This is a genomic window from Cellulomonas sp. plas2 (genome assembly GCF_057221735.1).
Genome location: NZ_CM170155.1, coordinates 3670348 through 3685736, shown reverse-complemented (window position 1 = coordinate 3685736; position 15389 = coordinate 3670348). Strand labels below are relative to the sequence as shown.

The following is a 15389-nucleotide window of genomic DNA, read 5'->3' as shown; positions in this document are numbered from 1 at the left end:
GGAGCACGTCGGCGCCAGCGGCACCGCGCTCTGCCGGGATCCGCCCTCCTGGTGCAGCGGGTCCCCGGCCCTGCGCGGCGTGCCCTCACCGTGCCGGTGCTGCCTCGGTCTCCCCGACGACCTGGGCGTCGGGCGCCGCCGCTCCCGGCACGTGCCCCGCCGCGGCGAGGTCCTCGAGCACCCGGGCGTTCAGCACGAAGGCGGTCACCGCCTCCGCCAGCACCTGCTCCACCTCGTCGTCGGCCAGGTCGAGCGCGTCGACCCGCTCCCGGAAGCGCGCCCGCAGGACCGGCGCCGGCGCCGCGTCGAAGCGGTATAAGGACAGCGCGTCGGCCGGGACGCCGTGGTGCCGTCGCACGGCGGTCGCCACGACCTGCCCCCCGGCGAGGTCCCCGAGGTACCGCGTGTAGGCGTGCGCCACCCAACCACCTGTTGAGCCGGCCACTTCGCCCACCCGGGCGGCGTAGTCGTGCGCGCCCGGCACGAGCGGCAGCTCCGGCCACGCGGGTCCGACGGCTGCCTCCAGGTCCGCCCGCAGCGCCGCTGCGCGCGCCACGGCCGGCAGCAGGTCGCCCACGACTGCGCTCCCCGCACCCGACGCCGCCTCCAGCGACTCGTACACCGGGACCAGCTGCCGCATCAGCGCCGTGTGCGCGTCGATCCCCAACCGCCCGCCCAGCAGGTCGTCGACGAACGCCGTCCCCTCCGCGCGCTCGTGCGCGACGCGCGTCGCCCGTCGCAGCCGCGCGGACAAGGACTCCTCGGCGCTCTGCTCCACCCCACCAGTCTGCCGCCGCCACGACCCGCGCCGACAGCAACTCCTCCCGCCACCGACCTCGCCGCCACCCCCCGGCCATCGCACTCACTGGCACCGCACCCACCGGCACCGCACCCACCGGCACCGCACCCACCGGCACCGCACCCACGCCTCGATACGAGGCTGGAACGGGTACGAGGCGATCGAGCTCACCGATGTCCGGAGGCGAGCGGCACCAGCGCGCCCTCCAGGGACGCGCGGACGTCATGGTGCGTCGACGACACGACGCCGTGATCGCGCTGTCCCACGCCCAGCGCGAGGGAGGACACTGCCGGCGCGACCCTCCCGACCTCGTTCCTCCGGTGGCCGACGATCCTGCCGTCGGGTGCGCGGAACTCGTACCGGGCCGGATGCAGCTCGGTTGCCTTGACCCGTCCTGACCGTGGTGGTCGTCCCGGGTCGACGAGTCGTCGGATGGTCAGGTCGGCGCGGTGCACCTCGTGGTGGTGCCGTCCGCACAGGACCACGCCGTTGTCGATGCTGGTCTCCCCGTCGTCCCTGGCCCACCAGCGGATGTGGTGGACCTCGGACCAGCGGGCCGGTGTCTCGCACCCCGGGAACGCGCACCCCTGGTCGCGCAGGATGACCGCGCGGCGCTGGTGCCCGGTGAACAGCCGCTCCTCGCGCCCCAGGTCGGTGGGCTGCCCGTCCGGCCCGAGCACGAGTGCGGCGGTGTCCACGTCGCACAGCGTCCGTGCCACCGCGGTCACCGCGAGCACGTTGCCGTCCTCGTCGACGACCGGTGTGCGCCCGGTCAGCGCGGCGCCGAGGACGTCCACGTCGGGCAGGTCCTCGGTGCACGCCACGTGCGAGGTCTGGTCGTGGTCGTCGCCACCAGCCTCGGCGCCGTGGCGCGCCGTCTCGTGCTCGCGCAGGGCCTCGGCGATGGAGGTGTAGGTGCTCAGGTCCGTCACCAGGGTCAGGTGCGGGCGCACCGACGCGCCGGTCACCCCGCCCTTCTTCTCCGCCAGCGCGCCCCGCGCGAGGGCTTCCAACGCGTCGGCCTGCGCCTGGCCGGGCGTGCGGTCCTCGCCCGGGATCTGCCGGGTCAGCTCCAATGCCCGCCGCAGCGCCACCCCCGCCGAGGGGTCCAGGCACCCCTGGATCCGCGTGCCCATCTCGGTGTCGGTCAGGTGCAGGTGCCGGCCCCGGCGCTGGGCCTCGAACCGGGACTCCAGGGCCGGTGGATCGATCTCGGCGGCCTTCTGCCGCAGCGTGGTCCGGAACGTGCCCGGGTCGACCCGGCCCGCCAGGTCCGTCAGCTCCGCCTGCACCAGAGGCGACCCGAACTCGCTCCGCACCTTCTGCGAGGCCTCGGCCAGCACACCGGCCAGCGCGTCGAGGTGTGCCTCGGACCGTGACCCCGCCGCCACCGCCTCGGCGAAGGAGGGCACCACCTCGACGGCCTCGGCCTGCCGCACCTGCCGGCGTGCCTCGGGCAGCCCGATCCCGTCACGCCCGGCGATGCCCTCCGCCGGACCCTTGTCCCCGTCACGCGGGATGCGCAGCCTGCTGTCCGCGGCGATCCATGCCGACCGCGCCCCCGCCACCGCCCCTGACGCCGCTTGGAACAACGAGAGCACGTGCGCCCGCTGCGGCCCGCTCAACATCCCGGCCTGCCCGGCCTGCGCACCCACCGCTCCCAGGGCAGCGCGCACGGACTCGAAGGACGACAGCAGGTCCTGGTACACGGCGCGGGCACCTCCTCTGGCGGCGGCAGCAGCAGTAGAACGTCTGTGCCAAAGTCTAGGAGGAGGACTCCCAGGACACCATGCCACGATCGGGTGTTCTTGCAGGTCACGCGTCAGAAACTGCTGCGTCGCCACCTTGCGCAGAGGTGACACGACCAGCATGCACCGGACCACTGACATGCCGGCTCCGGACCGTTCGTCCTGAGGCCGACCGCCTCCAGCGGGCGACCCCTCGACCGACGACCACCGACCGTTCGACCGCCACGTCGCCCACCTCGCGGCGGCCTCGAAGACCCGGGACCGAGGTCCCTGGCGGTCGTCACCCGTTGGTTGTGACGTCACCCACTGTTCGGGTGGAAAGGGGTGCACATGGGACGAATCACCGGCAGACTCGCGTTCCAGCACGGCGTACGACACCTCGTCCACCAACCGCAGGGAGGCCGGCCATGAAGCCCACGTCCGAGCAGAGCACCGACGTCACGACCGAGCTCGAGTCCGAGCGGTGGACGAGCGTGAGCAACCCCATCCGGGTGCGCATCTGACCTCTCGCGTGCCCCTCGGGGCCGCGCACCACGGAGGCCGGGGGAGCAGCTGCTCCCCCGGCCTCCGTCGTCGTTGGGGGGAGCGCCGGTCCCGGCGGGCCGGCGTCGGAGCCGCGCCCGGTAGACCGGCCGCGGTGCTCGTCAGCCGCCCAGGCGGCGCTCGAGCAGCAGCACGTCCCGCCGGGTCCCCGCCAGCGGCCCGTGCGTCATGAGCCCCAGCCGCTCGCGCCGCCCGACGACCCGGAACCCGCACGCCGCGTGCAGCGCGAGGCTGCCCGCGTTCTCGGGGAACACGCCGGCCTGCAGCGTCCAGACGCCCGCGGCGGGCGCGGCCGCGACCAGCGCCCCGAGCAGCGCCGCCCCGACGCCCCGCCGCGCGGCCCGCGGCGCCACGTAGACCGACTCCTCGACGACCCCGGCGTACACGGGCCGGCTCGACACCGCCGCGACGGCCACCCACCCGAGCACCTCGTCGTCGTCGCCGAGCGCCACCAGCCGCAGGTCGGACCGGTGGCCGGCGTCGAACTCCGGCCACGAGGGCGGCGACGCGGTGAAGGTCGCGTGCCCCGAGACGATGCCGGTGGCGTACACGTCCAGGACGCCCTCGGCGTGGGCACCGGTCATGGCGGTGATCCGGACCGGGTCACCTGCGCGGGCGGGGGCGGGGCTGCTGCTCACGCCCGCATGGTGCTATGCGCGGGCGGGCGGCGCGACGACCCCCTCGGCCGCCCCTCGGCCGGCGACGCCCGCCAGCCGCTCGGCGTCGGGGCCCGGACGCGGCCGCGGCAGGAGCCCGGCCGCGTGCACGCGGTTCTTGCCGGCCCGCTTCGCGGCGTACATCGCCGCGTCGGCCCGGGCGATCACGGCGTCGGCGCTCTCGTCGGGCAGCCCCAGGGCGGTCCCCACGCTCACCCCCAGGACGTGCTCCGCGCTGCCGGCGCGCACCGGCGTGCGCAGCGCGGCGACGAGACGCTCGGCCGCGCGCCGCAGGGCCGCCTCGTCGACGGCACCGGGCAGCACGACGGCGAAATCGTCACCGCCGAGCCGGGCGAGCGTGGCCGCCGGCCCCACGCAGGCGGCGAAGCGCGACGCGACCTCCCGCAGCACCCCGTCGCCCGCGGCGTGCCCGGCGGAGTCGTTGACCGCCTTGAACCCGTCGAGGTCGCAGAACAGCAGCCCCGCCGCCGGCGCCCGCCCGTCCGCCGCTCGCCCGTCCGCGAGCGCGGCGGCCAGCCGCTCGACGAGCAGGGTGCGGTTGGGCAGACCCGTCAGGGCGTCGTGCAGCGCCTGGTGGCGCAGCGCCTCCTCCGCCTGCCGGCGCGCGGTGACGTCCTCGACGAGGCACAGCAGGTACGGCTCCGCGGTCGTCGTGCCGCCCCCGTCGGCCGGCGCCACCACCGTCGCCGTCAGCATCCCCCGGCGCACGGTGCCGTCGGCGTGCTGGTACCGCTTCTCGACGCACGCCTCCCCGCACCCGCCGTCGAGGAACGGCCGGAACGAGGCGCGGCACGCGTCGCGGTCGTCCGGGTGCGTGAGCGAGTGGACGTCCCGTCGCCGCAGCTCGGCCTCCGTCAGCCCCGTGAAGACGCTGGTGGTGGCGTTGGTCCGCAGGACGAGCCCGGCGTCGTCGCCCTGCAGGCCGACGATCATCATGGCGATCGGTGCCTCGTCGAAGGCCAGCCGGAACAGCCGCTCGGAGTCGTGCAGGCGCGCCTCGGTGGCGACCTGCGCCGTGATGTCGGAGGCGACGCAGATGGCCCCGTCGCGGTCCCCGTACTCGTCGCTCGTCGGGCTGATCGTCAGCGAGACGGGCAGCGTCGCGCCGTCCCGGCGGCGGTACGTCCAGCGCCGGGCGGTCGAGTCACGCCGGGCGGCCATCGTGGCGACGACCGCGGTGGCGGGCACGCCGAGCTCCGCGCCCCGCTCGACGAGCTCCCGCGGGTCGTGCAGCAGCGCGATCGGCCGCCCGACGACCTCCTCCGCGCGGTACCCGAGCATGCGCTCGGCGCCGGCGTTGAAGACGGTGATGGCGCCGTCGGTGTCGCACGCGACGATGGCCTGCTCCGTCGCCGCGGCGAGCAGCGCGGCGTAGCGGTCCCGCGCGTGCGTGATCTGCTCCGTCGCGCGCCGCACCGCCGTCACGTCGCGCGCCGCGAGCACCGCGCCGCCGCTCCACCCCGCGCGCGACGACCCCGGCATCGGGTGCGCGCGCAGGTTGAGGACGCGTCCGTCGGGCTCGCCGGGCGTGCGCACGAGCAGGTCCACGTCGTCGACGACCTGGCCGCGCAGGGCGCGCACGACCGGGAGCTCCTCGGGGTCCACGGGCGCCCCGTCGACGTGCGACAGCCCGAAGTACGAGCCCCACCCCTCCCGGTCCACGCCGTCGGGCAGGTCGGGGAACATCTCCTGCGCCGCGGGGTTGCGCAGCACCGCGACGCCGCGCTCGTCGTACACGGACAGCGCGTCGGCCGTCGTCGCGAACACCGTCTCCATGAGGGCGGCGTGGCGGTCGGCCCGCCGCTCGCTGGCGACGAGGTGCTCCGTCGCGGCGTGCCGCTCGTCGCGCTGCAGCGCCAGCACGAGCGTGACCAGGGCGCCCACCGCGACGAACGCCTGCGCGAGCAGCACCCGCGCGGCGGGGCCGTGCACGGCGAACGGGCCGAGCCCGGCCGTGGTGGCCACGACGACGAGCACCCCGACCGGCACGAGGTGCAGCGCCGCCACGGTCGTGTCGAACCGCAGCGCGAGCCACATGCTCAGCGGCAGCACCAGGAAGGCGACCGGCAGCTGCACGGGCTGGGCGAAGACGACGCCGTACCCGACGACGACGACGCCGCAGGCCGCGAGCAGCTCGGCCGGCCGCGCGCGCAGCGGCCCGGCCAAGCGCGAGCGGTCGCCCGCGCGGTCGGCCACGCGCAGCAGCACCGCGGTGAGCACGAAGGTGCTCGCCGCGTTCCGCAGGACCCACGCACCGGCGGCGGGCAGCAGGGGCTCGTCCCGCAGCAGGTGCAGCGCCACCGGTCCGATCCCGGCCGCCGCCACCGACCCCGCGACCGCCCCGGCGACGAGCGCGGCCAGGTCGGCGAGGTCCCGCAGCCGCCACGCCTCGCGCCCGTGCCGGCGCTGGAGGCCGCGCGTCACCGCGCACGCCACGACGGCCTGTGCCGCGTTCGCCGCGGCGAAGGCCGTCCCCAGCGCGCCGCCCGTGCCGGTCAGCGCGTTCGTCGCCCCGGCGATCACCGCGAGCGCGACCACCGCGACCGCGCGGTCCACCCGTCGCGACCAGGCCCAGGCGAGCCAGACGAAGCCGACCGCCGCCGCGGGCCAGACGAGCGCGAGGCCCGACCCGGGCAGCCGCGTCGCCCGGCCGGCGACGACGGCGAGCGCGTACGTGAGCGCTAACAGGACGTGGGCGACGACGGGGTGCCGGACGCCCCACCGCGACGCGCCACGCAGGGCGCGGCCCCACGCCGCTGCCGAGAGTGTCGCCGCCATGCCGCCCTCATCGGCCGGTCCGGGCCGCACCCGTACGCGTTCCGACCGCGACGCCCTGCTGTCCACCCGATCGGGTGACCAGCAGGGCGTCCGCGCCGGTCAGGGCGCCAGGACGACCGTCGCGCCGCCGGTCTCGACGGCCTGCAGCGTCCGCAGCCGCAGCAGGCCCGGCTGGGACTCGACCAGCCGTGCGGCGTTCGCCAGCGCCCGGACGGCGGCCACCTCCGACCGTGCCCGCTCGAGCGCGGCGGCACCCTGCGCGCGGGCCGTCGCGAGGTCGGCCGCGGCCCGCCGGAGCTCGACCGGCACGACGACGTCCCGCACGGCGAGGCGCTCGACGACGAGCCCGAGACCCGCGACGGCCGGCGTCGCGACGGCGAGCAGTTCCGCCGGGACCTGGGCGCCGGCGGACCGGTCGGCCAGCAGCCCCTCGAGGGTGCGCGCCGCCACGACCTCCCGCAGCGCGAGCTGCAGCGCCGTGCGCACGAACGCGTCCGGGGCCTCCACCGCCTCGTGCCACGCGCGCGCGTCGACGACCCGCGTCGTGGCGGCCAGGCCGACCTTCACCCCCAGCCCGTCGGCGGTGAGGACCTCCTGCGCGGGCACGACGAGGAGCCGCGGCCGGACCGCCACGCGCACGGTCCGCCGCCGGCTCCACGCGACCCACGGCCGCAGCCGGTGACGGCCGGGGCCGAGCTCGGCCTCGAACCGCCCGTCGCGGTACACCAGCACCCGCTCCCACTCCTGCACGACGACCCGCATCGCTCTGCCCTCCTTCCGTCATCCGGTGCACCGTCCGTCGGTCGTCACCGTTCCCGCCCTGCCCCGCTCAGCCCTGCCTCGCCCGAACACGAGCGGCGCGCGCAAACCGGACGGCGCGCGGCCGGACGGGTGCGGGGGACGTCCCGGCGGACCGGCGTCGCAGACCTCACCCGGCCGTGGTGGCCGCGCGCCGCCCGGCTGTCGGGAGTCGAACCCGGGCGCGTGACAGGCGCTGCTCCTCTGGCAGGCGCTCGCGGGTGTGCGCAGGACCTGCGACGGCGACGCCGTCCGGCTGCTGCACCCGGAGCGGGAGGACGGTAGGACGGGGAGCCGCCACCGGTCACGCGATATTCGCGCCTCGTCCCTCGAGCCCCCTTTCACCCGCTCGGGGGGCTACAGCCGCGCCGTCCCTCCGTAGCGTGAGCACCTCACCCGATCGGACGAAAGGGACGTCGTGCGACGACGCATCGGAGCGGGCGCGGCTGTCGTCGCCCTCGCAGCAGCGACCTTCATCGGGGCGGCACCCGCCTCCGCAGCTCCCAGGACCGTCCAGGCGGTGCTCGCCGACGTGCCCGTCGCCGCGGAGGTCGGGACGGGTTACGACCGCGACCTGTTCGGCGACTGGGTCGACGCCGACCGCGACGGCTGCGACACCCGGGCGGAGGTGCTGCAGGAGGAGAGCCTGGCGCCGGTGACGTTCTCGTCGGGCTGCACGGTGGCCACGGGGGAGTGGCTGTCCCCCTACGACCTCGTCACCTGGGCGCAGGCTTCGGACGTCGACGTCGACCACACGGTCGCGCTCGCGGAGGCCTGGCGCTCCGGCGCGGACCGCTGGGACCGCGGGACCCGGCGCGCCTTCGCGAACGACCTGGGCTACGCCGGGGCGCTCGTCGCCCTCACGGACGAGCTCAACTCCTCGAAGAGCGACCGCGACCCCGCGTCCTGGCTGCCGCCGGCCGGTGAGGCCGTCTGCCGGTACCTGGGGGACTGGGTGGCGGTGAAGTGGCGCTGGGGCCTCGGCATGGACCCGGCGGAGAGGCAGCAGGTCACCGCGGTGCTGTCCTCGTGCCCCGACGAGGTCCTGGAGGTCGAGAAGGCGTCCGTCGTGACCACCCCTGTTCCCCCGACGACGGGCGGCGCATCCGTCGCGGCAGGCGCGCAGCTGGCCGTCGGCGAGTCGCTGACCTCCGCCAACGGGCAGTACCGGTTCGTCCTGCAGGGTGACGGGAACGCGGTCGTCTACTCGACCACGCGGGCGCTGTGGCAGTCGGGGACCGCGGACCGGGACGCGTCGCACCTGGCCGTGCAGACCGACGGCAACGTCGTCCTCTACTCGACCGCGGGGTGGCCGCTGTGGCTGTCCGGCCAGCGCGGCGAGGGTGCCCGGCTGGTCATGCAGGACGACGGCAACCTCGTCGAGTACGTGGGGTCGCGGCCGGTGTGGCAGTCGGGCACCGCCGCCCCGTCGACGCCACCGGCGGCACCGGACCCCGTCGAGGCGTCCGGCGGCACCATGACGGTCGAGCAGGTGCTCCGGTCGGGCGGGCAGCTCTCCGCCGGCGACCACCGGCTCGTGGTCCAGGGTGACGGCAACACCGTCGTCTACGGCCCTTCCGGGGCCCTCTGGAGCAGCGGGTCCGCCGGCCACCCCGGTGCCTACCTCGTCCTGCAGCGGGACGGCAACCTCGTCGTGTACGGCTCCGGCCGTGCCCTGTGGCAGTCCGGGACGGCCGACCGCGGCGGTCACCACCTGGCGATGCAGCCCGACGGCAACCTCGTCCTGTACACCGCTGGCGACGTGCCGGTGTGGCAGACGGGCGGCCTCCGTCCGCCGGCCCCGCAGCCCCCGGCGCCCCAGCCGCCGGCCCCGCAGCCGCCGACGCCGCCGTCGGTCCCGGGCAACCCGGGCGACTCCAAGAACTGCTCGGACTTCCGCACCCAGGCGCAGGCGCAGCAGTGGTTCGACACGTACTACCCCTACTACGGCGACGTCGCGCGCCTCGACGGGAACAACGACGGCGTCGCGTGCGAGAGCCTGCCGTGATCTGAGGGCCGGGACGACGACAGCGCCCCCGCTCCGGTGGAGCGGGGGCGCGGTCGTGAGTCCGAGGGAGCGGGTGACGGGAATCGAACCCGCGCTCTCAGCTTGGGAAGCTGAAGTTCTACCATTGAACTACACCCGCGCGACGGCCCCGGGGGGCTGTGCGCCGACGATCCTACCTGCTCCGCCGGTACGGCTGCGCCGGTTCCTGGGGTCGCCCGGCGGGTGGTGCAGGACGGCCGCGCCGACCGTGGGAGGACCGCCGATGGTCGACCGTGCCCGTGCGCGCGCCCGGGGCGGTGCACGACGGCTCGTGGGCGTGCTGCTCGGGCTGGTGGCGCTCGTCCCGCTCGTGGGCTGCACCCCGGCCGGCGACGAGGCCGCGTCCGCACGGCGTCTGCCGCCCGTCGACGCCGTCGTCGACTACCAGCTCGGCGGCGCCTACCCGCCGGCCCCCGGGATCGACGGGGTGGTCCGCGACGCCACCGACGTCCCCGCCCCCGGGCTCTGGTCCGCGTGCTACGTCAACGCCTTCCAGACCCAGCAGCAGGAGAGCGACACCTGGCTGGCCGACCACCCCGACCTCGTCCTGCACGACGACCACGGCAACCCCGTCGCCGACCCCGGCTGGCCCGACGAGCTGCTCCTCGACACCTCCACCGCCACTCGGCGCGCGGCCGTCGCCGACAGGCTCGACCCCGTCCTCCGGCGCTGCGCCGACGCCGGCTTCGACGCCGTGGAGCTCGACAACCTCGACTCCTGGACGCGGTCCGGCGGGCGACTGACGGCCGACGACGCGCTCGCGCTCGCCCGGCTCCTCGTCGCCCGCTCCCACGGCCTGGGCCTGGCCGTCGCCCAGAAGAACGCAGCCGACCTCGGCGCCCGCGGCCGGGACGAGGCCGGGTTCGACCTCGTGGTCGCGGAGGAGTGCGTGGCGTACGACGAGTGCGCCGCCTACGCGGCCGTCTACGGCGCCCGACCTAGTCTGAGCCGGTGACCCTCGCTGACGCCGCCGTGGACGGACCGACCCTCACCAACTGGGCGGGCAACCTCACCTACTCCGCCCGCGCCGTGCACCGGCCGCGCAGCGTCGAGGAGCTGGCCCACCTCGTGGCGCGCACGCCGCGGCTGCGGGCGCTCGGCAGCCGGCACTGCTTCAACGCCATCGCGGACTCCGACGAGCTCGTCGTGCTCGACGCGCTGCCCACGTCCGTCGAGGTCGACACCGCCGCGCGGCAGGTGCGCGTCGTCGGGCCCCTGCGCTACGGCGAGGTGGCCGCGGCGCTGCACGCGCAGGGCTGGGCGCTGGCGACGATGGCGTCCCTGCCGCACATCACCGTCGCGGGCTCGACCGCCACGGCCACGCACGGGTCCGGCGACGGCGTGCAGAACCTGTCGGCGGCCGTGGCCGGGCTCGAGCTCGTCGACGGGACGGGCGAGCGCCGGACGCTGACCCGCGCCGACGCCGACCTCGCGGGGGCGGTCGTGCACCTGGGGGCCATCGGCGTCGTCACGGCGCTGACGCTCGACGTCGAGCCGACCTACGACGTCGCCCAGGAGGTCGCCACCGGTCTGCCCTGGGACCTCGTCCTCGCCGACTACGACGCGGTCACCGCCACCGCCGACTCCGTCAGCCTCTTCACCGACTGGTCGGGCGACGCCGTCGGGCAGCTCTGGCGCAAGCGCCGCGTGCGGGCGGACGGCACGGAGGACCCGCGGCGGGCGCCGGCCGGTGCCGTCCCGTCGACCGTCGCCCTGCACCCCGTCCCGGGCGGGGACCCGCAGAGCCCGACCGAGCAGCTCGGTGTCGCCGGGCCGTGGCACGAGCGGCTGCCCCACTTCCGCATGGAGTTCACGCCCAGCGCGGGGGAGGAGATCCAGTCGGAGTACCTGCTCCCGCGCGCGCACGCCGCCGAGGCGATGCAGCGGCTGCGGGACCTGTCGTCGCGGATCACGCCGCTGCTGCACGTCAGCGAGGTGCGCACCGTGGCCGCCGACGACCTGTGGCTCAGCACGGCCTACCGCCAGGACTCCGTCGCCCTGCACTTCACGTGGCAGCGGCGCCAGGAGGAGGTCGAGGCGGTGCTGCCCGCCGTCGAGGAGGCGCTCGTGCCCCTGGGGGCGCGGCCGCACTGGGGCAAGGTCTTCACGGCGGAGGTCGCCGGCTCGCCCGCCGCGCTCGCGGCGGTCTACCCCCGGTTCGACGACGCGCGCGCCCTCTTCGCCCGGTACGACCCGCAGGGCCGGTTCCACAACGCGTGGTTGGAGCGGCACGGCCTCGTCTGAGCGAGGGCTTGCGGCGGGACTCGTACGCGTGTTCGAATGACGGCATGCGGTGGGACGGGCAGCGGGTCGGCGGTGACGGAGGGACCGACGGCGACGCCCTGCCCGGGCTGGCCCTGCAGGGGCTGGTCCGCAGCGTGCGCACGCCGGAGTTCGCCGGCGTCACGTTCCACGAGGTGGCGGCCCGCAGCGCGCTGAACAAGGTGCCGGCGGCCTCCCGCATGCCGTTCCGCTGGACGGTGAACCCCATGCGCGGGTGCCTGCACGCGTGCACGTACTGCTTCGCCCGGCCCACGCACGAGTACCTCGAGCTCGACGCGGGCCGCGACTTCGAGACGCAGATCGTCGTGAAGACCAACGTCGTCGAGGTGCTGCAGGCCGAGCTGGCGCGGCCCTCCTGGCGGCGCGAGCACGTGGCCCTCGGCACCAACACCGACCCCTACCAGCGCGCCGAGGGCCGGTACCGGCTCATGCCCGGGATCCTCGCGGCGCTGGCCCGGTCCGGCACGCCGCTGTCGGTGCTCACCAAGGGCCCCCTGCTCGCGCGGGACCTGCCCCTCCTGCGGGCCGCCGCGCAGGACGTCCCCGTGGGGGTCTCGGTGTCGCTCGCGGTCCTCGACCCGGTGCTGCAGCAGTCGGTCGAGCCCGGCACGCCGGACGCGCGGGCCCGCCTCCGCCTCGTCCGGGCCGTGCGCGACGCAGGCCTGGACTGCAGCGTCCTCGTGGCGCCCGTCCTGCCATGGCTCACCGACTCGCAGGAGCACCTCGACGCCCTGCTCGGCGCGCTCGCCGACGCCGGCGCCACGAGCGTCTCGATCATGCCGCTGCACCTGCGCGGGTCCGTGCGGCCATGGTTCCTGCAGTGGCTCGGCCGTGAGCACCCGGTCCTCGTCGGGCGGTACGAGGAGCTCTACGGGCGGGGCGCGTACGTGCCCGAGGGGTACCGGACCTGGCTCCGCGAGCGGGTCGCGCCGCTCCGCCGGAGGCACGGCTTCGACGACGACCGGCCGTGGAACCCGGCGCGCACGCCCACCACCGGCGCCGAGGGCGCGGTCGACGCGCACGCCCTCGAGGCCGCGGTGGGTGCGCCTGCCGGTGCGGCGCAGCCGACGCTGTTCTGACGGCGCCGTCCTGCGCGGCGGCGCCGGGCGGGGGTGCCGGCAGGTCGGGTCCAGCAGGTCGGGTCGGCAGGGTCAGTCCGGCGGCTCGACGGCGTCGGTGTCCTCCTCCGGCTCGAACGTCGAGCCCTCCTCGTCGACGAGGTCGAGCGCGCCGACCTGGCCGTCGGCGTCGGGCGTGGGGTCGTCGTCGCCGGGGCCGGGCTGCGCGTCGAGCTCGGCGGAGAGCTGCTCGAGCTCGGGGTCCTGGCCGGGGAGAGGTGTGGTCTCGTTCATGCCCGCCATCCTGCGCCCGGACGGCCCGGTCCGCGCGTCCGCGGCGTCGGTCCCGGCCCGGCTACCGTGACCCCGTGCTGCTCTCCGACCGCGACATCCGGGCCGAGCTCGACGCCGGGCGCATCGCCCTCGAGCCCCTCGACCCGGCGATGCTGCAGCCGTCGAGCATCGACGTGCGCCTCGACCGGTTCTTCCGGCTCTTCGACAACCACAAGTACCCGGTCATCGACCCGGCGGCGGAGCAGCCGGAGCTGACCCGGCTCGTCGAGGTCGACGGCGGCGAACCCTTCGTGCTGCACCCCGGCGAGTTCGTGCTGGGCTCGACGTTCGAGCAGGTGACGCTGCCCGACGACATCGCGGCCCGCCTCGAGGGCAAGTCCTCGCTCGGCCGGCTCGGCCTGCTCACGCACTCCACGGCCGGCTTCATCGACCCGGGCTTCACGGGGCACGTGACGCTGGAGCTGTCCAACGTGGCGACCCTGCCGATCCTCCTGTGGCCGGGCATGAAGATCGGTCAGCTCTGCTTCTTCCGGCTCTCGTCGGCGGCGGAGAACCCGTACGGGTCCGCCGCGTACGGGTCCCGGTACCAGGGCCAGCGCGGGCCCACGGCGTCCCGCTCCTGGCAGGGCTTCCACCGCACCGACGTGTGAGCCAGGTCCTGCCCGTGCCCGAGTCGCTGCTGCCCCGCCTGCCCGCCGACGACCCCGAGGTGCGCTCCCGGCACCTGCTGGCGGTTCCGGACGGCGTCGGCATCGACGAGGTCGAGACGCTCGCGGCCAGCCGCTTCGTCGGCAGCGGGTGGTCCGCCGAGCCGGAGCCCGCGCGGGGGCGGCGGCCGCTGACCACGGCGCTGCGCGTCGTCGGGCCGCGCACGCTGCCCGTGCGGGCGCTGCGGCTGGGGCGGTCGTCGCGTCTCGTCGGGCCGTACCGGCTGGAGCCGGCCGCCGGCGTCATCCTCGGCCTGCCGGAGGACATGACGGTGGCGTGGGTGGTGCACGCCCCGCGCGAGCGCGGCGGGCCGCCGGGCCCCGGCGGGGATCGCGAGGGCCTGCGGCGCGCGTTCCCCACGGCCGCGCCGGTACGCGAGGAGGAGCGCGTGCTGCGCTGGCTCGTCGACGCCGCCCGCCGCCTGACCGGCGCTGTCCGGACCGCGGAGGAGGAGGACGCCGGCGGAGTCGTGCTGGTCCCCGACCCGGACGCCGCCGTCGACCTGACCGTGCTGACGTCCGTCTGGGTGGAGCCCGACGACCTGCGCCGCCTCGTCGACGCGACGGTCACGGCCCCGCTCGTCGAGCCGCCGACCGGCCCGCCGCCGCCCTCCCCGGTCGCCGAGCGGGCGGGCCGCCGCGGGCGGCGCGTCGCGGCATCCGCCGTGCCCGACCTCGCCGCGCTGCGGGCCGCGCTGGAGGAGCACGGCGTCACGGACGCCGAGCGGCGGCACCGGCTCCTGGCGGACGCGCGCGACCTCGACGCGGCGGTGCTCGCCGACCCGCCGCCGCCCACCGGTCACGGCGTGGTCGTGGACCTCGACGTGGACGGCGTCGTCGCGGTGGAGGTGTCCGTGCGGGAGGACCCCCCGCTGCTCGTGCGCGACCTGCCGTGGGCGCAGGGCGAGGTCGTCGCGTACCGGGTCCGGTGGGAGCCGCCGGACGTCGCCGAGCTGGGCCTCGAGCGGACCTCCCGCGAGCACCGCGGCTCGCGCAGTCGGGCGACCGGCGCGGTCGGCGCGCTGGCGCTGGCCGTGCTCGACGTCGTCGGCGGGGAGATCGTCGACGAGGCGGACTTCGTCGTCGACCCCGCGGACGTCGTCGCCGTGCCCTGAGGGGCCGCGCCCGCGGGCCCGTGCCGGCCCGGCCGACGCGACGGACGGCGGACGCGGACGACGTGCCGCCCGGCCCGATGAGTTCCCGACGGCGGGCCGGTCTGCACGCCCATGACCACCACCGCACCGGCCGTGACCGCCTCCCTCACCACCGCCATGTTCACCGTCGCCGACCAGGACGCCGCGCTCGCCTTCTACACCCGGCGCCTGGGGTGGGAGCTCCGGGGCGACACCCGCTTCGGCGCCGACGGCGAGGGCCGGTGGGTCGAGGTGGCCCCCGCCGGCTCCGTCGCGCGCCTGGCGCTGAACCCGCCCATGGGCGGCGCACCCGGCGGGTCCTCCATCGGCATCGAGGTGGCGGACGTCCTCGCCGAGCACGCCCGGCTGACCGCCGTGGGCGGCCTCGACCTGGACCCCGCGCCGCAGCAGGTGCCCGGGTCGCCGCTCACGTTCTCCCTGCGCGACCCGGACGGGAACCACATCTGGGTGGTCTCCGCCGGCGCGTAGGGGACCGGCCGCGGCGCCCGGGGGAGGTCTGCCAG

The 15389-nt window shown here is 76.3% G+C and carries 13 protein-coding genes and 1 tRNA gene; 7 read left to right on the top strand and 7 right to left on the bottom strand.

Annotated elements, in window-relative coordinates:
• Positions 1 to 85: 85 nt before the first annotated feature.
• The 5 genes from AC2TDM_RS16350 to AC2TDM_RS16330 all read right to left on the bottom strand — a co-directional run bounded on the left by AC2TDM_RS16350 (position 86) and on the right by AC2TDM_RS16330 (position 7307).
• Positions 86 to 778: a biliverdin-producing heme oxygenase gene (locus AC2TDM_RS16350; protein ID WP_484635329.1), complete on the bottom strand. Its 693-nt coding sequence runs from the start codon at positions 776 to 778 to the stop codon at positions 86 to 88.
• A gap of 188 nt (positions 779 to 966) precedes the next feature.
• Complete coding sequence (locus AC2TDM_RS16345) at positions 967 to 2508, bottom strand: HNH endonuclease signature motif containing protein (protein WP_484635328.1); 1542 nt, start codon at positions 2506 to 2508, stop codon at positions 967 to 969.
• Between the two features lie 683 nt (positions 2509 to 3191).
• A complete protein-coding gene (locus AC2TDM_RS16340) occupies positions 3192 to 3728 on the bottom strand; it encodes a GNAT family N-acetyltransferase (RefSeq protein ID WP_484635327.1) in 537 nt (178 codons plus the stop codon).
• Between the two features lie 12 nt (positions 3729 to 3740).
• Complete coding sequence (locus tag AC2TDM_RS16335) at positions 3741 to 6545, bottom strand: diguanylate cyclase domain-containing protein (protein ID WP_484635326.1); 2805 nt, start codon at positions 6543 to 6545, stop codon at positions 3741 to 3743.
• A gap of 99 nt (positions 6546 to 6644) precedes the next feature.
• Positions 6645 to 7307 (bottom strand): SPFH domain-containing protein, encoded by a 663-nt coding sequence (locus AC2TDM_RS16330; RefSeq protein ID WP_484635325.1) that lies wholly within the window; start codon positions 7305 to 7307, stop codon positions 6645 to 6647.
• A gap of 556 nt (positions 7308 to 7863) precedes the next feature.
• On the opposite strand from AC2TDM_RS16330, the gene AC2TDM_RS16325 reads away from it, so the two are divergent.
• Positions 7864 to 9351 carry an excalibur calcium-binding domain-containing protein gene (locus AC2TDM_RS16325; protein WP_484635324.1) on the top strand — a complete coding sequence of 496 codons (1488 nt, stop codon included), beginning with the start codon at positions 7864 to 7866 and terminating at the stop codon, positions 9349 to 9351.
• Between the two features lie 68 nt (positions 9352 to 9419).
• On the opposite strand, the gene AC2TDM_RS16320 is transcribed toward AC2TDM_RS16325, so the two are convergent.
• A tRNA-Gly gene (locus AC2TDM_RS16320) sits at positions 9420 to 9490 on the bottom strand.
• A gap of 123 nt (positions 9491 to 9613) precedes the next feature.
• On the opposite strand from AC2TDM_RS16320, the gene AC2TDM_RS16315 reads away from it, so the two are divergent.
• Genes AC2TDM_RS16315 through AC2TDM_RS16305 form a run of 3 tightly spaced genes read left to right on the top strand, consistent with a single transcriptional unit; the run spans position 9614 to position 12752 of the window.
• Positions 9614 to 10345, top strand: a complete 732-nt coding sequence (locus tag AC2TDM_RS16315) for an endo alpha-1,4 polygalactosaminidase (RefSeq protein ID WP_484635323.1) — start codon at positions 9614 to 9616, stop codon at positions 10343 to 10345.
• Positions 10342 to 11634 carry a D-arabinono-1,4-lactone oxidase gene (locus AC2TDM_RS16310; RefSeq protein WP_484635322.1) on the top strand — a complete coding sequence of 431 codons (1293 nt, stop codon included), beginning with the start codon at positions 10342 to 10344 and terminating at the stop codon, positions 11632 to 11634. Before AC2TDM_RS16315 ends, AC2TDM_RS16310 begins: the two co-directional genes overlap by 4 nt.
• Before the next feature lie 44 nt (positions 11635 to 11678).
• Positions 11679 to 12752: an Rv2578c family radical SAM protein gene (locus AC2TDM_RS16305; RefSeq protein ID WP_484635321.1), complete on the top strand. Its 1074-nt coding sequence runs from the start codon at positions 11679 to 11681 to the stop codon at positions 12750 to 12752.
• Positions 12753 to 12824: 72 nt separating this feature from the next.
• Here AC2TDM_RS16305 and AC2TDM_RS16300 read toward each other — a convergent pair whose 3' ends face one another.
• A complete protein-coding gene (locus AC2TDM_RS16300) occupies positions 12825 to 13025 on the bottom strand; it encodes a hypothetical protein (protein ID WP_484635320.1) in 201 nt (66 codons plus the stop codon).
• A 74-nt stretch (positions 13026 to 13099) separates the two neighbouring features.
• On the opposite strand from AC2TDM_RS16300, the gene dcd reads away from it, so the two are divergent.
• The 3 genes from dcd (at position 13100) to AC2TDM_RS16285 (ending at position 15354) form a co-directional block, all read left to right on the top strand.
• The gene (gene dcd / locus AC2TDM_RS16295) at positions 13100 to 13675 is read left to right on the top strand and encodes a dCTP deaminase (RefSeq protein ID WP_090032564.1); all 576 of its coding nucleotides are present in this window, start codon (positions 13100 to 13102) and stop codon (positions 13673 to 13675) included.
• Between the two features lie 14 nt (positions 13676 to 13689).
• Positions 13690 to 14847, top strand: a complete 1158-nt coding sequence (locus AC2TDM_RS16290) for a hypothetical protein (protein ID WP_484635319.1) — start codon at positions 13690 to 13692, stop codon at positions 14845 to 14847.
• Between the two features lie 111 nt (positions 14848 to 14958).
• Complete coding sequence (locus AC2TDM_RS16285; protein ID WP_484635318.1) at positions 14959 to 15354, top strand: VOC family protein; 396 nt, start codon at positions 14959 to 14961, stop codon at positions 15352 to 15354.
• Positions 15355 to 15389 lie beyond the last annotated feature (35 nt).